The organism is Actinomadura alba, from assembly GCF_014323705.1.
Taxonomy (GTDB): Bacteria; Actinomycetota; Actinomycetes; order Streptosporangiales; family Streptosporangiaceae; genus Actinomadura_C; species Actinomadura_C alba.
Genome location: NZ_JABVEC010000056.1, coordinates 1 through 20,742, shown reverse-complemented (window position 1 = coordinate 20,742; position 20,742 = coordinate 1). Strand labels below are relative to the sequence as shown.

General features: G+C 69.7%; 16 protein-coding genes. 6 read left to right on the top strand and 10 right to left on the bottom strand.

Going from position 1 to position 20,742, the window contains the following annotated elements; all coding sequences use genetic code 11:
* The first annotated feature begins 91 nt into the window (after positions 1-91).
* Positions 92-973, top strand: a complete 882-nt coding sequence (locus tag HKK74_RS37140; RefSeq protein WP_187248121.1) for an ADP-ribosylglycohydrolase family protein — start codon at positions 92-94, stop codon at positions 971-973.
* A gap of 203 nt (positions 974-1,176) precedes the next feature.
* Positions 1,177-1,632 carry a helix-turn-helix domain-containing protein gene (locus HKK74_RS37135; RefSeq protein WP_187248120.1) on the top strand — a complete coding sequence of 152 codons (456 nt, stop codon included), beginning with the start codon at positions 1,177-1,179 and terminating at the stop codon, positions 1,630-1,632.
* A gap of 22 nt (positions 1,633-1,654) precedes the next feature.
* Here the strand turns inward: HKK74_RS37135 and nrfD are convergent, their stop codons facing one another.
* The 5 genes from nrfD to HKK74_RS37105 form a co-directional block, all read right to left on the bottom strand.
* A complete protein-coding gene (gene nrfD, locus HKK74_RS37130; RefSeq protein WP_187248119.1) occupies positions 1,655-2,737 on the bottom strand; it encodes an NrfD/PsrC family molybdoenzyme membrane anchor subunit in 1,083 nt (360 codons plus the stop codon).
* Positions 2,734-3,642, bottom strand: a complete 909-nt coding sequence (locus HKK74_RS37125) for a 4Fe-4S dicluster domain-containing protein (RefSeq protein WP_187248133.1) — start codon at positions 3,640-3,642, stop codon at positions 2,734-2,736. The genes nrfD and HKK74_RS37125 overlap by 4 nt, the downstream gene beginning before the upstream one ends.
* Before the next feature lie 107 nt (positions 3,643-3,749).
* Positions 3,750-7,055 carry a formate dehydrogenase gene (gene fdh, locus HKK74_RS37120; protein ID WP_246492365.1) on the bottom strand — a complete coding sequence of 1,102 codons (3,306 nt, stop codon included), beginning with the start codon at positions 7,053-7,055 and terminating at the stop codon, positions 3,750-3,752.
* A 249-nt stretch (positions 7,056-7,304) separates the two neighbouring features.
* A complete protein-coding gene (locus tag HKK74_RS37110) occupies positions 7,305-7,613 on the bottom strand; it encodes a type II toxin-antitoxin system PemK/MazF family toxin (protein WP_187248117.1) in 309 nt (102 codons plus the stop codon).
* Positions 7,610-7,864, bottom strand: coding sequence for a hypothetical protein (locus HKK74_RS37105; RefSeq protein ID WP_187248116.1), 255 nt, complete (start codon positions 7,862-7,864; stop codon positions 7,610-7,612). The genes HKK74_RS37110 and HKK74_RS37105 overlap by 4 nt, the downstream gene beginning before the upstream one ends.
* A gap of 129 nt (positions 7,865-7,993) precedes the next feature.
* Between HKK74_RS37105 and HKK74_RS37100 the strand changes: the two genes are divergently transcribed.
* Entirely contained in the window at positions 7,994-9,064 is a 1,071-nt protein-coding gene (locus HKK74_RS37100; RefSeq protein ID WP_187248115.1) for an NAD(P)/FAD-dependent oxidoreductase, read from the top strand.
* A 135-nt stretch (positions 9,065-9,199) separates the two neighbouring features.
* On the opposite strand, the gene HKK74_RS37095 is transcribed toward HKK74_RS37100, so the two are convergent.
* Both HKK74_RS37095 and HKK74_RS37090 read right to left on the bottom strand, forming a co-directional pair.
* The gene (locus HKK74_RS37095) at positions 9,200-9,700 is read right to left on the bottom strand and encodes a carboxymuconolactone decarboxylase family protein (protein WP_187248114.1); all 501 of its coding nucleotides are present in this window, start codon (positions 9,698-9,700) and stop codon (positions 9,200-9,202) included.
* Positions 9,697-10,776 (bottom strand): NAD(P)H-dependent amine dehydrogenase family protein, encoded by a 1,080-nt coding sequence (locus HKK74_RS37090; protein WP_187248113.1) that lies wholly within the window; start codon positions 10,774-10,776, stop codon positions 9,697-9,699. Before HKK74_RS37090 ends, HKK74_RS37095 begins: the two co-directional genes overlap by 4 nt.
* A 210-nt stretch (positions 10,777-10,986) precedes the next feature.
* Here HKK74_RS37090 and HKK74_RS37085 point away from each other — a divergent pair, with 210 nt between their 5' ends.
* On the top strand, positions 10,987-12,543 hold the full coding sequence (locus HKK74_RS37085; protein ID WP_312882163.1) for a GMC oxidoreductase: 1,557 nt from the start codon (positions 10,987-10,989) through the stop codon (positions 12,541-12,543).
* Between the two features lie 63 nt (positions 12,544-12,606).
* On the opposite strand, the gene HKK74_RS37080 is transcribed toward HKK74_RS37085, so the two are convergent.
* Positions 12,607-13,773, bottom strand: coding sequence for a Cmx/CmrA family chloramphenicol efflux MFS transporter (locus HKK74_RS37080; RefSeq protein ID WP_187248111.1), 1,167 nt, complete (start codon positions 13,771-13,773; stop codon positions 12,607-12,609).
* 395 nt (positions 13,774-14,168) lie between these two features.
* A complete protein-coding gene (locus HKK74_RS37075; protein ID WP_187248110.1) occupies positions 14,169-14,558 on the bottom strand; it encodes a MerR family transcriptional regulator in 390 nt (129 codons plus the stop codon).
* Between the two features lie 114 nt (positions 14,559-14,672).
* On the opposite strand from HKK74_RS37075, the gene HKK74_RS37070 reads away from it, so the two are divergent.
* Complete coding sequence (locus HKK74_RS37070; protein ID WP_187248109.1) at positions 14,673-15,383, top strand: SDR family oxidoreductase; 711 nt, start codon at positions 14,673-14,675, stop codon at positions 15,381-15,383.
* 261 nt (positions 15,384-15,644) lie between these two features.
* Here the strand turns inward: HKK74_RS37070 and HKK74_RS37065 are convergent, their stop codons facing one another.
* Entirely contained in the window at positions 15,645-16,802 is a 1,158-nt protein-coding gene (locus HKK74_RS37065) for an ROK family transcriptional regulator (protein WP_187248108.1), read from the bottom strand.
* A 234-nt stretch (positions 16,803-17,036) separates the two neighbouring features.
* Here HKK74_RS37065 and HKK74_RS37060 point away from each other — a divergent pair, with 234 nt between their 5' ends.
* Positions 17,037-20,243, top strand: a complete 3,207-nt coding sequence (locus HKK74_RS37060) for a glycoside hydrolase family 97 N-terminal domain-containing protein (protein ID WP_187248107.1) — start codon at positions 17,037-17,039, stop codon at positions 20,241-20,243.
* The last annotated feature ends 499 nt before the right edge of the window (positions 20,244-20,742 follow it).

Below are 20,742 nucleotides of genomic sequence, written 5' to 3'. Positions count from 1 at the left end.
CGAAAACCGCTCGTAACCCAGGTCCTCACCCAGCACGCACACCGCTGAAACGCAGTTGAGGGGCCGACGCCGCCTACGCGACAATCCCGAAATGGTACTCGATCAACGCCGCGGCCTCGCGCTGGACGCCCTGACCGGCCTGTCGGTGGGCGACGCCTTCGGTAATCAGGCGTTCCCCTCGCAGTGGGTCGTACGATCACCCGGCCACGCCGATTCCTGGGCCTGGACCGACGACACTCAGATGGCCTGTTCACTGCTGGAGATCGTCGACACGCACGGCCGGGTCGACCAGGACGCGCTCGCCCGTGCCTTTGCCATGCGCGCCGATCCCTTCCGCGACTATGGCATGGGGGCGCTGCAGTTCATCGACCACGTCAAACACGGCGGCCGCTGGCGTGAGATCACCCCGCAGCTCTTCGAGGGCAAGGGTTCCTGGGGTAATGGCGGCGCGATGCGCGTGGCCCCGCTCGGCGCCTACTTCTACGATGACCTCCAGCGGGCCGCAGCCGAGGCCGCAGCCTCCTCCCAGGTCACCCACGCCCACCCGGAGGGGGTCGCCGGCGGCATCGCGGTCGGTGTCGCCGCCGCCCACGCCGCCGCCCACCGCGGCCGCCCCCTCTCCGGTGCCGACCTGATCGCGGTAGCCCTCGACCACACCCCCGAAAGCATGGTCCGCGACGGCCTGCGACGTGCCCTCGACCTCCTCGATCGCCCCACCACCCAGGTAGCCGTCGAACTCGGCAACGGCTCCCGTATCAGCGCCCCCGATACTGTCCCGTTCGCCCTCTGGACGATCGCCACACACCTCCACGACTACGAGGCGGCGATACGAACCTGCGTCGAGGCCGGGGGCGACATGGACACCATGGCCGCAATCGTCGGCGGTACCATCGCCGCCCACCAGGGCCCCGAGCCCATCCCCACCGAATGGCTCGCCGCCCGCGAACCCCTCCCCGAATGGCTTCCTCTGTAACGAACGAGCCCGCGCTCTCAACCTGGACGGATCACCTCTACACCAAGCCCCGCGCCTCCACCACCGGCCCGTCCACCCACCCGGTGTCGGCGTACGGATTCCCGTGCACAGGATTCGTGGGTAGCACGTGCGTGATCACGCCGACGTTCACGGGTTTCGTTTTGTTCGTTTCGGTTATGCTGGGTCATCGAAGGGAGTCGTTGATGAGTGCCGAATCCGCAGAGCGGACCGTGCTTCCGCCCGCTGGACCGTTGGACAACCTGGTTGATCTGTTCTCTCGTACACAGCGATCACAGGCGAAGCTCGTTGGTCCGTCGGGTGAGCACATCTCGATTCCGCCGGAGCTCTTTGAAGTGCTGCGTGCCGTGGTGACGGCCATGGCCAACGGCCAGGCGGTGACCGTGGCCCCCCACAATCAGACCCTCACGACGCAGGAGGCCGCGGACCTGCTGGGCGTGAGCCGGCCGACGCTCGTGCGCCTGCTCGAAGACGGCGAGATTCCCTTTGAACAGCCGGGCCGACACCGCCGTCTCCTACTCCGTGACTTGCTCGACTACCAGGATCGACGACGGCATCGGCGGCGGGAGGCGCTCGATGAACTCGTCGAACTGAGCGAGGACGCCGACCTGTACGAAAACACCACGACGCCGATCAGTTGAACCTTTAGCGGCTTCGGCGGCCTTACCGCGTCGTGCCGGGCCCGGCCTGCGCCTCGGCCGCCTGTTCGGCGCGGCGGCGGAGCCGTTCCCGCTGGGGGACCACGGTGTACTTCGGGTCGGCGGCCGAGGCGACCCCGGCCGCGAAGACACCGAACCGGGTGGCGGCCGAGGCTGCCAGCAGCGCCGTGCCCGACAGCGCGGAGAGGGCCCGGCTGCGGCGCCCGAGGTAGGCGCCGGCGACTCCGGCGCAGGCGAGCAGCCTCGCGGCGGTCATCAGCCGGCCGGACCGGCCGCGCCGGTAGGGCTCGGCCACCATGCCGAGCCGGCGCTCCATCAGCTCGACCGAGACCAGCTCGGCCGCCGTCCCGGCCAGCGCCAGCGCACGGGCCGGAGGGGTCTGCTCGATGGGCGCGGTGACCAGGCCGAGACCGCCCGCCGCGGCGGCGGCCGAACCGACGAACACGAACGGCATCTCGCGGTAGGCGTCGTGCCACGCGGGCACGGCGGTGTCGCAGATGAGCGCGGCGGTGTAGCCGGCGATGGCCGGGCCCACGGCCGCGGCGCCCAGGGTTGACGCGAGGCCGAGTCCGGGCAGCCGCCCGGTGACCGCCGACGCGGCGGCCGCGCCGGCCAGTGGCCCGTAGCCGGTGAGCAGCCACGAGCCGACGCTCATCGGCGAGGTCGGCTTGGCGACCCGCAGCATGTTGAGGAAGCGCTCCGGACGGCCGAGGTCGTGCACGAGCGCGACGGCGGCCAGGGCGATCGCCCCGGTCGCGCCGATCTTGGCACCGTACGCGAGCTGCGGGCGGCCGGTCAGCACGGCGCCGGCCGCGAGCACCGAGGAGGCGCCCGCCAGGCCGCCCAGGAAGAAGTAGCCGGCGATGTCACGGGCCTGCCAGACCGGCCCGTTGAGGATCGGCAGGCCGTAATAGGAGGTGAACTCCGCGCCGGGCACCATCCGCCGCTCGCCCCGGCCGCCAGGCCGCCGTCGGCCGCGATCGCCGGTCGACCCCGGGATGGCGTCACGCGGCGGGCCGGCACGGTCGTCGGCGCCCACCCCCGATCCGCCGGCGGTGGGCTCGCGGTCCCTCGGCGGGCCGTTCATGGGCGCCTCCCCCGGCGGCCGGTGAGGCAGGCGAGGGCGGTGGCGCCGACCAGCCCGCCCGCCGCCATGGCGACGTGCCGCCACATGTCCGGCAGGTCCCGTGTCGTGACGACCGGGTCGGGCGGCAGGCCGTACACCTCCGGCTCGTCGAGCAGCAGGAAGAACGCCCCGGCGCCGCCCACCCCGTCGTCCGGCGAGTCGCCGTAGAGCCGCGCCTCCGGCACACCGGCGTCGCGCAGCCGCTCCACCCGGGCGTCGGCGCGCTGCCGGAGCTCGTCGAGCGGGCCGTACTGGATCGACTCGGTAGGGCAGGCCTGCGCACAGGCGGGCATGAGCCCGTCGCCGATCCGGTCATAGCAGAGCGTGCACTTCCAGGCGCGGCCGTCGCCCTTGCGCTGGTCGATCACGCCGTACGGGCAGGCCGGGACGCAGTAGCCGCAGCCGTTGCAGATGTCCTCCTGCACCACCACGGTGCCGAACTCGGTACGGAACAGCGAGCCGGTCGGGCAGACGTCGAGGCAGGCGGCGTGCGTGCAGTGCTTGCACACATCGCTGGCCATGAGCCAGCGCAGCTCACCGGGCGCACCGGGACCGTCGGGCGGCACCGTCACCGTCGCCGCGCCGGGCCACTCCCCCGGCGTGTCCGTCGGCAGTGCCGCCACCGCGAGCACGTCCACGTCGGTCGGCTCGTCGCGGCCGTCACCGCCCGGGCCCCACGGCACCGGCGGCCTGCGCTGCTCGACGAAGGCGACGTGCCGCCAGGTGTCGGCGCTGAGCCGTACGGAGTTGTCGTAGGACATCCCGGTGAGGACCAGCCCGTCCTCCGGGATCGCGTTCCACTCCTTGCAGGCCACCTCGCACGCCTTGCACCCGATGCACACCGACGTGTCGGTGAAGAACCCCATCCGGGGCGGGTGCCCGGGGACGTAACCGGCGCCCGCCGCGGGGTCGTGCCCGAAGACCGCCGCGGGGTCGTGCCCGAAGACCGCCGCGGGGTCGTGGTCGGAGACCGTCACATCTCTCTCCCGGTCTGTTCGGTGATACCGGCTCGCCGGCGGTAGTCGCTGACGAGGGCGAGGAGCGCGGGTCCGCGCGGCCGCCGTCCCGGCCTGATGTCCACCGTGAGCGCCTTCGCCTCCTGGATGTGGGTGTTGGGATCGAGCACCAGGTGCAACAGCTCGTTGGCGGCGTCTCCGGTCGAGTAGCCGTTGGGCCCCCAGTGGTACGGCAGCCCGATCTGGTGCAGCCGGCGTCCCCGAACGTCGATCGGCGGGACCCGGTCGGTGACCAGGACCCTGGCCTCGATGGCGTTCCGGGCGCTGATGATCGTGGCCCAGCCGAGGTGTTCCAGGCCGCGCTCGCGGGCGAGCTCGGGCGAGACCTCGCAGAAGAACTCCGGCTGCAGCTCGGACAGGTAGGGCAGCCACCTGGACATGCCGCCCGCCGTGTGGTGCTCGGTGAGGCGGTAGGTCGTGGTGACGTAGGGGAACACCTCGGCACCGGGGTCGCCGTCGCTCGGATGGAGGTACTCCGGGTCGCCGTCCAGGATCTGCCGTACGGGATTGCGCTGCTGCCCGTACAGCGCGTTGGTGAACGGCGACTCCTGCGGCTCGTAGTGCGTGGGCAACGGCCCGTCGACCACCCCGGCGGGCGCGTAGAGCCAGGCCTTGCCATCGGCCTGCATGATGAACGGGTCGTCGCCCGCCAGCGCGTCCGGGCCGGTGGCGTCCGGGCCGGGGCGGAAGTCCGGCGGTCTGGTCGCCGGGAAGTCGGGTACGTCCGGGCCGGTCCACCTGCGCCGCTCGGCGTCCCAGCGCAGGAGGGCCTTGCGCTCACTCCACGGCCGGCCCTCGGGATCGGCCGAGGCCCGGTTGTAGAGGATCCTGCGGTTCGCCGGCCACGCCCAGCCCCACTCGGGGGCCACCCAGTCCTGCTCTTGGCCGGGTTTGCGGCGGTCGGCCTGGTTGACGCCGTCGGCGTGGACGCCGCAGTAGATCCAGCAGCCGCACGTGGTGGAGCCGTCACCGGCGAGCTGCTCGTACGAGGAGAGCGGCCAGCCCTCGGCGTCGCGGCCGTTGATCTCGGCCAGCACCGCCTCGGCCTCCGGTTCGTCCTGTACGCCTTCCGTCGGGTAGTCCCAGGTCAGGTCGAGCACCGGACGGTCGCGGTCGACGGCTCGCTCGTCCTCGTCCAGGTTCATGCGGGCGCGGTAGCCGGCGTCGGCCAGCTTCTCCCGGATGCGCCTGCCGAGGTGGTAGGTGAACCACAGGTCGCTGCGCGTGTCACCGGCGGGTTCGACGGCCTGGCCGTGCCACTGCAGCAACCGCTGGGTGTTGGTGAAGCTGCCGGACTTCTCGGTGTGCGCGGCGGCGGGCAGGAAGAACACCTCGGTGCCGATGTCCTCGGTGCGCAGCTCGCCCGTCTCGATCTCAGGCCCGTCCTTCCACCACGTCGCGCTCTCGATCAGCGAGAAGTCCCGGACGACGAGCCAGTCCAGGTTCGCCATGCCCAGCCGCTGGAGCCTGGCGTTGATCGAGCCCACCGCCGGGTTCTCCCCCATCAGGAAGTAGCCCTTGCAGACCCCGTGGAGCTGGGCCAGGACAGTGTCGTACGTGCCGTGGCTGCCGGTCAGCCGGGGCAGGTGATCGAAGCAGAAGTCGGTGGACTCGTCGGCGGCGTCCCCCCACCACGCCTTGAGCAGGCTCACCACGTACGACCGCATGTCGCCCCAGTAGCCCTTGGCCGTCCCCTCGGCCCTGAGGAAGGTCTCCAGGTCCCGGCTCGCGAGCGCGTGCGGCATCGGGATGTAGCCCGGCAGCAGGTTGAACAGGGTCGGGATGTCGGTGGAGCCCTGGATGGACGCGTGCCCGCGTAGGGCCAGGATCCCGCCGCCGGGCCGGCCGATGTTGCCGAGCAGCGACTGGAGGATCGATGCCGTACGGATGTACTGCACGCCCACGGTGTGCTGGGTCCAGCCGACGGCATAGGCGAAGGCCGTCGTCCGGTCACGGCCGGAGTTGCTGGTGATGAGCTCGCAGACCCGCAGGAACGTCGCCCGCGGGACACCGCAGATCTCCTCGACCATCTCGGGCGTGTACCGGGAGAAGTGCCGCCTGACGATCTGCAGCACGCAGCGGGGATGCCGGAGGGTCTCGTCGGTGCGCGCCCGGCCTGGGACGTCGGCCCCACCGGCGCCGTGCGCCTCACCGCGCGCAGCCTTCCGGGTCGCGGCCGCCTCGAACCGGGAGTCGCGGTCCTCGCGGTCCTGGTCCTGCTCGCCGGCGGGGCCCGGCGGCACCCGGGTGCCCTCGTAGCGCCAAGTCGCGAAGTCGTACGTGCGGGTCTCGGGATCGAGGCCGGAGAACACGCCGTCGAGGTCCTCGGTGTCCCGGAACTCCTCGGTCACGATCGTGGCGGCGTTGGTGTAGGCGAGCACGTAGTCGCGGAAGTACTTCTCGTGCTCGATCACATACCTGACGATGCCGCCGAGGAAGGCGATGTCGCTGCCGGCGCGCAGCGGGACGTACACGTCGGCGAGCGCACTGGTGCGGGTGAAGCGGGGGTCGACGTGGATCAGCGTCGCGCCGCGCGCCTTCGCCTCCATCACCCACTGGAACCCGACCGGGTGGCACTCGGCCATGTTCGAGCCCTGGATGACGATGCAGTCGGAGTTCCGCAGGTCCTGCTGGAAGTTCGTGGCGCCGCCACGACCGAACGAGGCCCCCAGACCGGGGACGGTGGAGGAGTGTCAAATACGGGCCTGGTTCTCGATCTGCACGGCGCCGAGCGAGGTGAACAGCTTCTTGATCAGGTAGTTCTCCTCATTGTCGAGCGTCGCCCCGCCGAGGCTGGCGACGCCGAGGGTCCGGCGCACCCGCGCGCCGTGCTCGTCCTCCCACTGCCAGCCGTGCAGGCGGGCCGAGATCACCCTGTCAGCGATCATGTCCATCGCCGTGTCGAGGTCGAGCGGCTCCCAGTCCACGGCGTACGGGCGCCGGTAGAGCACCGTGCTCATCCGGGCGGGACCCGTGGTGAGCTGCAAGGTCGCCGACCCCTTCGGGCAGAGACGGCCGCGCGAGATCGGGGAGTCCGGGTCGCCCTCGATCTGCGTGACCTTCCCGTCCCGTACGTACACGTTCTGGCCGCAGCCGACGGCGCAGTACGGGCAGACCGACTTGACCACCTTGTCGGCGGTGCTCACCCTCGGTCTCAACGCCTCGGTGCGAGGGCTGCGCACCGCCTTCCCGAGCCCGGCCGGATCAGAGCCGGTCAGCTGCCGGTAGACCGGCCATGACCGGATCCAGCGGGGAAGTCCCATGGCGCGCTCCTCACCGATCTGCCGGTAGGCGTCGACCTACCCGGCCGGGGAAAGGGATATGCGACCCGAAGGTCCTGTTTCGGCGATGAACCCCGGCAGTAAAGGACGACCGAATGTCAGACGAGGGGGCGGGCCGCGGGCCGCTTCGGCTATTTCCGGCTCGGTCTCGGTTCCGGGAGGCGCTGAACGAGCACATCGTGGGCGCTCGCCGGCCGAGCGCCGGCGGGCGGACGCCGCCGGACCGGCCGATCAGAGATCGAACACGGCGCGCAATGCGACGTCGACGCGCTCCAGCACGTCGGTGCCGACCTTGCCGAGGCGTTCCAGTGGAGCGTCCTCACGGCGGACCGGGTAGACGCCGGGGCAGAGTGCGACTCCCTCGTAGGGATCCTTGGGAAGGGTCACGGTGACCAGGGTGTCGCGGGCGGTGCCGGGGTCGAAGATCGGCACGACCTGGACCGTGGGATAGAACTTGGCGAGGGCATCGGAGCCGACCACGAGCACCACGTGCTCACGGCGAAGCGGTCCTTTGATACGCCAGATCTCGCCACGCCTCACTCGGCATTCCCTTCGGTGTGGTCCTCGGAGATCGCGGTCTGCTCGGCCTGCATGTCCGCCAGCCACTCGTCGTGTGCCAGCCGGAAGGCCGGATTGGCCTCCAGATCCTCTGCCAGGGAATCCATGGCCTCATGCACGAGCTGCGCCCGCAGCGCTCGGGTCACATAGGCCGAGAGGTTCCCGCCCGCGCTCTCACGGACCGGGCCGAGGACCTCGGCGGGGACCGTCACCGTGATCTTCTCTGACGCCATACAAATATCTTATCGCGGTAAGGCCCGAAGCGGCCGAGCGGCCGCGTCTATTTGCCAATACGGCAATAAGGTTTGTCATGTTCGCGGACGTACGCCGATCATCTCACTCACGTGAACGGAGGTACTGGGATGACCGTACGGACGGAGCAGAAGGTGACCGACCACTCAGGCCACGGTGGTGAGCAGCGGCGTTATGACGTCGTGGTCGTCGGTGGCGGGGCCGCCGGGTTGAGCGGGGCGCTGACCCTGGCCCGGGCGCGTCGCTCGGTGCTGGTGATCGATTCCGGCCGGCCGCGCAACGCGCCGGCGGCGGGGGTCCACACCTACCTGGCGCATGAGGGAATCGCGCCTTCAGAGCTGCTGGCAACGGGCCGTACGGAGGTGCTCGGCTACGGCGGCGAAGTCGTACAGGGTGAGGTCGTGGCGGCAGGGCGTACGGACGCCGGGGGCTTCCGCGTCGCGCTCGCCGACGGGTCGGCGGTCGTGGCGGCCCGGCTGCTGGTGGCCACCGGCCTGGTCGACGAGCTGCCCGAGGTGCCCGGTCTCGCGGAGCGGTGGGGACGTGACGTGCTGCACTGCCCGTACTGCCATGGCTGGGAGGTGCGCGACCAGGCGATCGGCATCCTCGCCACGGGTCCGCTCGCCGTCCACCAGGCCCTGTTGTGGCGGCAGTGGAGCAAGGAAGTGACCCTGTTCCTGCACACCGGACCCGAGCCCGGTGACGAGGAGTACGAGCGGCTCGCCGCCCGCGACATCGCCGTGGTGGACGGGCAGGTGACAGGGCTGGAGGTGACCGGCGACCGGCTCACCGGCGTGACCCTGGCCGGCGGCCGGACGATCCCGTGCCGGGCCATGGCGATCGCTCCGCGCTTCACAGCCCGCGCCGGCATCCTGACGAGCCTCGGCCTCGAGACGACCGAGCAGGAGATGGGCGGACACGTGATCGGCAGCTACGTCGCCGCCGACCCGACCGGCGCCACCGAGCTGCCCGGGGTGTGGGTGGCCGGCAACGTGGCCAACCTGACCGAGCAGGTGATCGGTGCCGCCGCCGCGGGCGTGCGCGCCGGTGCGGCGATCAACGCCGACCTGATCGCCGAGGAGACCCGCCGGGCCGTGGCGGCCCGTAATGATCCCTTCTCCGCGCGGATGGAGCGGGAGGTCTGCGACCGCGTGCTCGGCGACCGGCGGCACGGACTGTGATCGGGAGCGCCCCCGTCCGCGCGAGTGATCAACCGCCGTCCGGCCGGACGGTCATCGCCAGGCGCCTTTACAAAGTAAGCCGGAAGCTGCGGATTTACGGGATCCGGTCGACGACCTTCGTCCGGCCCGCCGGGCTCACCCGGCGGCCCGGGGCACCTCAGCGCCCGGCAGCACGCACATGGTGTCGAGACCCAGCACATGGTTGAGCCGGCCGAACGCCAGCCAGGAGCCGATGCTCATGCTCAGCTCCACGATCTCGAGCTGGCTGTAGTGCGTCGTCATCCGGGTCCAGAACTCGTCGTCGAGGCCGTGATGGTCCAGGGCGTACCGCTCGGCGTACTCGGCGGCCAGCCGGGTGCGGTCGTCGAAGGCGTCAGTGGTGCGCCACCCGGTCACCGCGTCGGCGAACCCCTCCTCGACCTTCTGCCCATCCCGCTCGGTCCGCCAATCGAGGCAGAAGACGCACCCGTTGATCTGCGCGATCCGCAGCCGCGCGGCCTCGAACTCGCGGAGCCCGAGAGTGGTGTGGGCGTACACCGCCAGCGAGAAATTCGAGGCGGCGACCCCGATGCCGGGGACCATCTCGCCCCACACGTACGCGATCGCGCCCTTGCCCTCGGGGATGTCGATGTTCATGACCGCTTCCTTCCGAGTTTGCCGACCGCGGGGCGCAGTGGGACGTCGAGCGCGTCGTAGAGTCCGGGTTCCGCGTCCACGAGCCAGTCGATGGCGCTGACCAGCCGGCCGACGGCGGTCGCGTTCCCGCCGGCGGACCGGTTGCCGCCCTCGTCGGTGGCCTCGACCGTGACCTCGATGCGCGGACGGCCTTCGATGATCACCCGGTGTGCCCCCTCGCCGTCGGGCGGCACCGGCAGGTCCGGCGCGCAGGACGGATGGATGCGGGTGACGTGCTCGATGACGATGCGGGGTTCGCCGTCGACGATGCCCTGCACCTCGAACCGCACCGCGCCCTGGGTGCCGGCCTCGAAGTCGCCCATCGTCTCGGTGCGCACCGTGGCGTCGAGCGGTCGCCGATCCAAGGTCTCGCGGATCTCGTCGAGTTCGACGCCGAGGGCCCTCGCCATCAGCCGTACCTGCCCACCCCACACCATGGTCGGGACCGTCGGCGCGATCATCGGCGGCTCGTAGTCCATCGGCTGGCCCATGCCGACCAGGTACCGGACCGAGTCCTCCTGGTCGTAGGTGGAGTAGTCGAAGATCTCCTGACAGCGGATGACATCCACGGTGCCACCGAGGCCGCTGATCAGCAGCGGCAGGACGTCGTTGCCCCAGCCGGGGTCGACCCCGGAGACGAACAGCGAGCCGCCGCCGTCCGCGATGGCCGCCAGCACCGGTTCCCGCAGCTCCGGCGGAGCGTTGCGCTGGTCGTAGAGCGCGTACATCGAGGGGGTGACGACCACGGCTCCGGCCCGGATCGCCCTGACGATGTCGGCGAGGGCCTCGTCGGGGCGGATGTCACCGGACGCCGCGTACACCACGGCCTGGGGACCGGCGGCCAGCACTGCGCCGACGTCGCCGGACGCCGCCACCCCCAGGTCGTGGCCGAGCCTGCCGAGCTCGCCGGCGTCGCGGCCGACCTTGTCGGGGTTGTGGACCAGCACGCCCGCGAGTTTCAGCGCGGGATGGGCCTCGACGGCCCGGATGGCCGAGCGGCCGACGTTGCCGGTGCCCCAGACGATCGTGGAGATCATGCGCCGGAGGCCGGGACGTATCGGTTCATGGATGTAAACCTAGCAAGCACTTGGTTGACTCGATACCACGTTCAGAGGTAGAACTTGTTCCCATCCACTATGAGTGAGGCAAATCACATGAGTGATCCCACACTGCGTGGTACTGGTTCCCACGGCCTTTCGCGCCGTGGATTCATCACTGGAACAGGTTCTATCCTGGGTTTGGGGATCGTGGCCCACGCGGGCCGGGCCGTCGCGGCTCCGGCGGCCGCCGTCCCCGCGGCCGCTCCCATCGAGAACGGGGCGCACGTCCCGGTTCTGGTGATCGGCACCGGATACGGCGGCTCGGTCGCCGCTCTGCGGCTCGCCCAGGCGGGCATTGACGTGCACATGATCGAGATGGGCATGGCCTGGGACGCCCCCGGGGCGGACGGCAAGATCTTCGCCAACACCACCAACCCGGACGGCCGGTCCTACTGGCTCCGTACCAAGACCGAACAGCCCTTGAGCAACTTCCTCGGCTTCCCGATCGACAGAGACATCCCCCGCTACACCGGGATCCTGGACGCCGAGAACTTCAGCGGCATCACCGTCTACCAGGGCCGCGGCGTCGGCGGCGGTTCGCTGGTCAACGGCGGCATGGCGGTCACTCCCAAGCGCGAGAACTTCGGCACCGTCCTCCCGTCGGTGAACGCCGACGAGATGTACGGCACCTACTACCCACGCGCCAACGCCGGGCTCGGGGTCAACAACGTCGACCTGGCCTGGTGGGAGACCACCGATTGCTACCAGTACGCCCGCGTCGGCCGTAAGCACGCCCAGCGCTCCGGCTTCCCGTTCGTCTTCGTGCCGAACGTGTACGACTTCGAGTACATGAAGCGGGAGGCGGCCGGAACCGTCCCCAAGTCGTCGCTGGCCGGCGAGATCCTGTACGGCAACAACTTCGCCAAGAAGTCGCTGCAGAAGACGTACATCGCCCAGGCCAAGGCGACCGGCAGGGTCGCCATCTCGCCGCTGCACAAGGTCACCTCGGTGGCCCCGGCGGCCGGTGGCCGCTACACGGTCGCCATCGACCAGATCAACACCAGCGGCGACACCACGGCCACCAAGACCGTGACCGCGGACAGGGTGTTCTTCGCGGCCGGCAGCGTCGGCACCAGCAAGCTGCTGGTCAAACTGAAGGCCACCGGCGCACTGCCCGGCCTCAACGCCGAGATCGGCAAGGGCTGGGGCGACAACGGCAACGTCATGTGCGGCCGCGCCAACCATCTCTGGGACCCGACCGGCAGCCTCCAGGCGTCCATGCCCACGGCCGGCATCGACAACTGGACCGCTGGTGGCGCGTTCGCCGAGGTCGCGCCGCTGCCCACCGGAATCGAGACGTTCGCCTCGTTCTATCTGTCGATCACCAGGAACCCGAACCGCGCCGCGTTCTCCTGGAACGCCGGGACGGGCAAGGTCGACCTGAGCTGGCAGACCGCCTGGAAGCAACCGTCCATCAACGCCGCCAAGACCATCTTCGACAAGATCAACGCGAAGGAGGGGACGATCTACCGGACCGACCTCTTCGGCGTCTACAAGATCTGGGGCGATCACCTCACGTACCACCCGCTCGGCGGTGCGGTGCTCAACAAGGCCACCGACAACCACGGCCGCCTCCACGGCCACCCTGGCCTGTACGTCATCGACGGCTCGCTGATCCCCGGCAACACGACCGTCAACCCGTTCGTCACCATCACCGCGCTCGCCGAACGGAACATCGAAAAGATCATCGCCACCGACCTGTAAGGGCATCTGGCACGTGGGCGCATGCCAGCCGGCCTTCGGGCGTCAGCGGAGCATTGCGGTGAGTCACCGCGCTTCCCTCACATGTCCGTGCGCAGCGCGCGGTCCGGAAGCGACGATGATGACGACGGCCGTTGCGGCCATTACGGCGCTGACCCACACGGCGCGTCGGTAGTCGTCCGTTGTTTCGGTTGCGACGCCCGCGAGTAGCGGTCCCACGAACGCCCCGGCGTTCAGTGCGACCGTGGCGAACGACCCGCTGAGCGATGGGGCCCGGGACGCGACGTGCATGACCCGGCTGACGAGCGTCGACCCGACGCCGAACGACAGCCCACCCTGGATGATCGCCACGATGAACAGCGCGGTTGTATGGGCGCTGGTCACGGCCAGCACCGCCCACCCGGCGGGTAGGGCGCACAGGGCGAGGACCAGGCCCCGCCGTAGCCGTCCATCGCCGGTACGACCGGCTGTGGTGACCCCAATGAACGCGCCTATGCCGAACGCGGCCAGTAGCCCGGGAACCGCATCGCCAGGCAGGTGAGTGACGTACGTCGCGATGACGGCGAGGTAGGCGAATGTCGCGAAGGTCGCCCCATTGACCAGAGCCGCGAGGGTCAGTGCCAACTGCACTGGTCGCGACCTCAATTCGCGCGTCTCCTGCCTGATCGAGACGTCGTGATGACGGGCCGCGCCGGCAGGCGCCGACCGGAACACGAGCGCCAGCGCGGGCAGGCACAGGGCGGCGACCGCCCAGAAAGCCGATCGCCAGCCAGACCACTCTCCGAGCATCGCGCCTGCGGGTACGCCGGCAACGCACGACAGCGTCACCCCGGACAGCAGGGTTGCGGTGGCTCTGGCTTTCTTCGCCGGGACGGCCAGAGCAGTCGCAACTGACATCGCGACCGCGAGGAAGCCGGCATTGACGATCGCGGCGACGATGCGTGTTCCGAACAGCACTGGGAAGTTCGTCGTGACTGCGCCGATGACGTGCACGACGACGAACGCGGCCAGGAAGCCCGCCAACGCTCGACGACGCGGCCATCGCGCGCTCAGTGCGGCCATGGCCGGCGCGCCGACGATCATCCCGATGGCGTACGCGGACGTCAGGCTCGCGGCGGCTCCCACCGACACGGACATGTCGTGGGCGATGCCCGGTACGAGACCGGACAACATGAACTCGGAGGTTCCCTGCGCGAAGACGGCAAGGCTGAGGACGTAGACGAACAGAGGCAAGGGGTCGACTCCAGCGTTTGCAGAATGCGATCAGAAGCATCCGCGCGCCGGGCGTCGACCTACGTCAACCGCGAACTGAGGCGAGAGTCGAAATGGACCAGACACACGGAACACGTGTCCGGTCACTGGAAGCGAGATCGACCGAGAACCGATCAGTTACTGGTCAGAGAACAACTCGCCGCCGAGTGACCGGCGGCTCCGTTCTGTCTGACTCAGGGCTCGTCACATGAGGCACAGTACCCACGTCCTCCACCGGCCATCAACCGGATTACGGCACGCCGCCCCACATCCGGCCCGAGCGTCATCAACGCCGAACAACCTCGCGGCCTGGCCGGTCGATTGGACGTGCTCGCGCTACGAAACCACCGTCCGCATCGCCTCGCTCACCGTGTGGCTCAGGGAGGCGGAGGGCCCACCCATCCGGGGCAACGATGGCCTACGTTCTTGGCCCTGGTGGCTGTGGTGATGATGCGCTGAAGCCTGTCGCGGGTGCTCACCAGGCTGCCGATCTGCTCATCGATGCGGTCCCGCTCGGCCGACAGCCGGTCGAGCAGCACCGGTGTCACCTCACCGGTCTCGATGCACGGCAGCATCTCCACGATCGTCTTGCTCGGCAGCCCCGCGGCGTACAACTGCTGGATCAGCTGTACGCGGTCGACCGCACTGTGCGGATACTGCCGCTGCCCGCTGGGGCTGCGCGCTGAGGCCAGCAGATTCTGTTCTTCGTAGTACCGCAGGGCCCGCACGCTCACGCCCGCCTTGGCGGCCAGTTCGCCGATACGCATGGGCGCCTTCCTCGTGACCCCGGTCATAGTCCTTGCCTCTGACGTCAACGTCAGGTTCTAGCGTAGCCCGCGAACGACCTGCACAAGAACGACTCAGGCCTATCGGAGGCAACCATGAAGATCGCCGATTCTGTCGCGCTCGTCACCGGCGCCAACCGTGGCATCGGCCGGCACTTCTCGCGGCAGCTGCTGCAGCGGGGCGCGGCGAAGGTCTACGCGACCGCGCGTACGCCCGAGCTCGTCGACATTCCCGGCGTGGAGGTGCTCCAGCTCGACATCACCGACCCGGCGTCGGTCGCCGCCGCGGCGGCCGCCGCCGGGGACGTCACCCTGTTGATCAACAACGCCGGCGTCTCGACCTCTCAGAACCTCGTCACCGGAGACATCGAGAAGATCCGGTTGGAGATGGAGACGCACTACTTCGGCACGCTCAACATGGTCCGGGCGTTCGCCTCCATCCTGGCCCGCAACGGCGGCGGGTCGATCCTGAACGTCATGTCGCTGTTGTCGTGGCTGTCCTACGACGGGGCCAACGCCTACAGCGCGGCGAAGGCGGCCGAGTGGAGCCTCACCAACGCCATCCGCCTGGAACTCGCAGGTCAGGGAACCACGGTCACGGGCCTGCACCTGGGCAGCACCGACACCGACATGATGGCGGGCTGGGACATCGACAAGAACGACCCCGCCGACGTCGTGCGCACCGCGCTCGACGGCCTGGAGGCCGGCGAGATCGAGATCCTCGCCGACGAGAACACCGTCCAGGTCAAGGCCGCCCTGTCCGCGGAGCCGAGCGTGCTGTACCCGCAGACCGTCTCTGCCGCGTGACCGAGCCGTGCCCAGAAGTGGATCACCCAAGGTGGTCCACTTCTGCGTGGTCTGGGTGTGCCCTCAGCCGGCCATGCCGGGTGCCTCGGGAGCGGGGTCACCACCGATGAGAGGGTGGCGGGGTCCCGCCGGTATCTGCCGGCTGCGAATCAACGGCCCTCAGGCCCGAAGTGGCAAAACGCGGTTTCCACGCTTCGAGGGGATTGACACTCCTGCCGTCCCCGGCCCACGACGGCACCGGAGGTCTCCACTGATCGTCTTTCAGGGAGTGGATTCCGTCGCGGCGAGAGTCAGGGCTCCTACCAGGGCCGCGCGGGGACCTAGGGAGGAGGAGTGGACTTGGACGCGGTCGCTGATCGCAGGCTGGGCGAAACGGCGCAGGGACTCGCGGATTCCCTCCAGGAGGGGGTCCCCTCCGGTCGCGAGTTCGCCGCCGATGACGAGCATCGCGGGGTCCAGGGCGTTGCACAGGTCGGACAGGACCCGTCCGAGCCGACGTCCCGCGTCGGCGACGATCCGGGCAGCTACCGGGTTGCCGAGCAGGGCGTGCAGGGAGAGGTCGTCGGGCCGTTCGGAAGGCGGCAGACCCGCCGCGATGAGCTGCCTCCACACCTCGCCGATCGACGCCACCGACTCAAGGCAGCCGCGCTGCCCGCACCGGCACTGCGTCCCGCCCTCCTGAATCAGCGTGTGCCCGATCTCCCCCGACGCCCCGTACGCTCCGGTGTACCGTCTGCCCGCGAGGATCAGCCCGGCCCCGATGCCGTGGGACGCCTTAACAAAGATCAGGTCGGACACGTTCCGTCCGGCCCCGTGCGTGTGCTCGGCCAGCGCGGCGAGTTCCGCGTCGTTCGCGATCACCACCTCCCCGCCGAGCCGGGCGATCAGCTCCTGCCGGGGCCGGACTCCGGCCCAGCCCGCGAGGATCGTGGCCGATTGGATCTGGCCGGTCACCTGGTTGACCGGTCCCGGGATCCCCGCCGCCGTCCGCAGCACCGAACCGGCCGGGACTCCCGCCCGGTCCAGTAGGTCGGCGACCAGAACCGCCGCCTGGTCGAGCGCGTTGCTCGCCGAGGCGTCCACGTCGAGGGGCACCCTGCCCTCGGCGACGATCTCCTGCGCGGTCGAGGCGAGCACCGCCGAAATGTGCGTATGCCCGAAGTCGATCCCGACGAGATATCCCGGAGGGCGGCGCGGCGACAGCCGTGACGATGGTCTGCCGCGTCCCGCGTGGTCGGCGGCCCCATCCTCATGCACCAGCCCTTCGGCCAGCAACCTCCGGACGATCCCCGCCACCGTGCTCGGCGCGAGCCCGGTCCGGCGGCTCAGGTCCTGCCGGGTCGCGGGGAAGGACTGATTCAGCGCGTCGAGGATCGCGCGCCTGCTGCGTTCGATCCGCTGGTTCGGTGGGCTGGACACCGGCCGAGCGTACCGAATTACAACACTGAACACACTAATTATCTCATATTAAGAGTGTTGACCAGAGTCTTTTCTTGTATCTACGATCACGGAGCCTGTTGTGGAGTGTTCTCCATCACTCCACCCACCCCCTGCACAGAAGAGGCATGCATGAACCGCGAAGGCACGGAGTGGCGAAGAAGACGGGTGGGACTACTTGTAATGACGGCGGCCCTCCTGGTCTCAGGAGGGATCGTGGCGGCCCCGGCCCTGGCCGAGGAGCCCGCCCCGCCCAATGGCCTCGCCGAGGTCGTCGGGAAGGATGCTCAGGTCGTCAAGTCGCCGGACGGTGATCTGCGGGTCGCGGTCACCGCCGAAGGCGGGCGTCTCACCTACAGCGTGGGGAAGCACGGCAGGGTTCTCGTCGGCGCGTCCGGACTCGGCGTGGATCTCGCGGGACGACCCAGCCTCACGCAGGGCATGGCCATCGAGTCCGTCGAACGGCGCACGATCGACGAGACGTGGAAGCCCGTCTGGGGAACCTCGAGCCAGGTCAGGAACCACGCGAGCGAGCTCACCGTCCACGCGGTCCAGGCCGGCACAGGGTTCAAGCTCGACCTGGTGTTCCGGGTCTTCGACGACGGGGTCGGCTTCCGCTACCACTTCCCCGACCAGTCCGGCCTGGACGCCTACACCGTCACCGCCGAACAGACCGAGTTCGCCCTCGATCCCGGCGCGAGGAGTTGGTCGATCGCCGCGGGCACGACCTGGGCCGCCGACGAGAAGCACTATCGCGACCTGCCCCTGTCCGGCGTCTCCACCGCCCAGACCCCCATCACCGCCTCGCCCGCCGCCGACTCCTACGTGGTGGTGCACGAGGCCGACCTGACCGACTACCCCAGCATGACGCTGAAGGCGGTGCCGGGACGGCCCGGCCGGTTCTCCAGCGACCTGATCGCCCTCCCCGATGGCACCAAGGCCAAGCTGAACGGCGCGTTCTCCACGCCCTGGCGCACCCTGACCGTGGGCGAGCGCCCCGGCGACCTGGGCGAGTCCCATCTGATCGAGAACCTCAACGACCCGTGCGCGATCTGCGACGACACGTCCTGGATCAAGCCCGCGACGTACGTGGGCGTCTGGTGGGAGCTCCAGCGACGGGACACCACCTGGACCGCCGGGCCCAAGCACGGCGCGACCACCGCGCGGCTCAAGCAGTACATCGACCTGGCCAAGCAGGCGGGCGCCAAATTCGTGCTGGCCGAGGGCTGGAACACCAATTCCGGCGGCGCGTGGGCGGGCCAGGACTTCCTGACCCCGCAGGCCGACTTCGACCTTCCCGAGGTGCTCCGGTACGCCGCTGACAACGGCGTCGGGTACATCGCGCACAACGAGACCCGGGGCGACGTCGACTACTACGACCAGAACCTGGAGAAGATCTTCTCCAGGTACGAGGCCCTCGGCATTCACGCGATCAAGACCGGCTACGCCACGAAGTTCCTGCTCGGCGGGGTCAACCGCAGCCACTACGACCAGGAGGCCGTCCGGCACTACCAGCGGGTGATCGACGCGGCGGCCCGGCACCGCATCACGATCAACGCCCATGAGGCGATCAAGCCCACCGGCCTGGCGCGCACCTACCCGAACATGATGACGGGCGAAGGCGTCGCGGGCATGGAGCAGCACAATTACATGGGCGTCAACGGCAACCCGCCCGCGCAGGCCACCATCCTCCCCTTCACCCGGTTCATGGGAGGTCCCGCCGACTACACGCCCGGCGTCCTGAACGTCACCTGGGACCCGGCCCGACTCGGAACCCGTGTCCAGACCACCTCGGCCGCACAGCTCGCGCTGTACACGACGTTCTTCAGCCCGGCGCAGATGCTCGCCGACACCCCCGAGAACTACGCCGCCCACCCCGGATTCGCCTTCCTCAAGAACATGCCCGCCACCTGGGACGAGACCCGCGTCCTGGACAGCGTCATCGGGGACCACACCACGACCGCCCGACGGAACGGCGACACCTGGTACCTCGGCGCGATCACCGATGAGAACGACCGGACCCTCCAGGTGCCGCTGTCGTTCCTCCCCAACGGCACCTTCGTGGCGGAGACCTACGCCGACGCCCAGGAGACCACCTGGAAGGGCGACCCGCTGCCCGTCGAGATCCGCAAGACGCTGGTCAGATCGTCCACCCGGCTGTCGATGTCGCTGGTCGGCGGTGGTGGCCAAGCGGTCAAGATCAGGCCCGCGACCGCCGCGGATCTCAGCGACCTGCGCTGGTACGCCGCGCCCCGTGCGGACTACGGCAACCCCCAGGCCGTACTGGACCCGGACACCCAGCGGCTCACCGTGAAGGTTCCGCTCACCAACACGGGCAGCACCGTGGCCGAACTCCAGGCCGGGGTGTTCCTGGACGGCCGGGCCGCCGGTGACGTGCGGAGCGTCCGCGTCGCGGGCGGCGGAACCCGGACCGTCGAGTGGACGCTCCCCGCCGCCGAGGTGCCGGACCAGGACTTCCGGGTCGCGGTGGGCGCGCCCAGTGGCGAAAGCGGCAGCCCGGTTCACGTGGCGCAGACGCGTCCGCTGCTCGGGCTCGTCCGGGAACTGCGCAAGTCCGGCGAAGTGTCCTCGACCGCGCTGTCACTTCTGCAGCCCGCGATCAACCAGGCCGAGAGCAAGCTCCGTCAGGGCGACCCGACCGGTCGTCTCCTGGCCCTCCAAGAAGTGCGGCTGGCCCTCTACGGCCTCCCTCTCTCCGAGGTGACCGCGCAGGCCCGCACCGCCATCGACGACCGGCTCGCCGCCCGGCTAGGCCTACCGCAAGGGCTCTTCTCGCTCGCGCTGAAGGTGCGGAAGGCCACCGACGCGGGCGCGCTCGACCAGGACCTGTCGGGCAGGCTCGCCTCCGAGGTCAAAGCCGCCGTCGCCGCGGCGGTCGCGACCGACCCGGCGAAGATGCGGGATGCCCTCAACCGGTTCACGACCCTGGTCGAGGCCGGACCGATCGCCCCGGACGTCTCGGCCGACCTGCTGGCCACCGGCAAGGCGCTCGCCTCCGAGCCGCGCCGGATCGAGGCGGAGTCCGCGCAGCTCGTCAGCGGCGCATGCCGACGCACCGACCACCCCGGCTACACCGGCACCGGCTTCGTGGCCTGCCTGAAGACCAAGGACAGCGGCGTGCGGTTCACCGCCCCGGTCACCGCCGACGGCCTCTACACCATCCGCCTCCGCTACGCCAACGGCATGGGCGCGACCCAGACCATGACCCTCACCAGCGGGACGCGGTCCGTCCAACTCCGGCTACCTGCCCTGGCGACCTGGGACGTCTGGTCGGAGCACCAGGTCAGCCTCCCCCTCAGCCAAGCCACCCCGCTGAACTTCGTGTTCGGCCCGAACGACAACGGCAATGTCAACCTGGACTCCATCACACTCGAACCCGATCCGAGCGTCATCCACCGATAGCCCGGGGACTGTACGGTTTTCGGCTTGCGCCGTGAGGCGCTGTGATTCAAGTGGAGGTGAGAGACCTTCGCCGCCTGCCCTGTCGTAGCAGGGAGGTGGAGCTGAGAGCAGCCTGATCCGGGTGGTGCCGGGGAGGGTGGGAGCAGCTCTGACAAAGCCGGGGCGTGCCAGCACTGCCAGATGGTGCGGGCCTGGTGAGCGTGATGGAGAGGAGTACGCGAGGAACCGGCGTCGTTACGTCCCTCAAACTTACACCGGCTCGAACCTGGCGGATCTGGGCCGGAGGCGGTGCGCACCCGATGTTTGTGGCGGGGAACTCCTTGGCCGGTATGCCGATGCTGTCCGGGAGGCCACGAGGAAGAACTACGGCGTACTCGTGGCGATGCCGCTGGGACAAAGTCGGGCTCCTCCTTCGTCGAGTGAATCGCAGTGAACACGGGAACCGTCTCGGGTCTTGCCTTCTGCCTCGCGACCAGCGTGGTGGTGAGGCTGGGCGCAC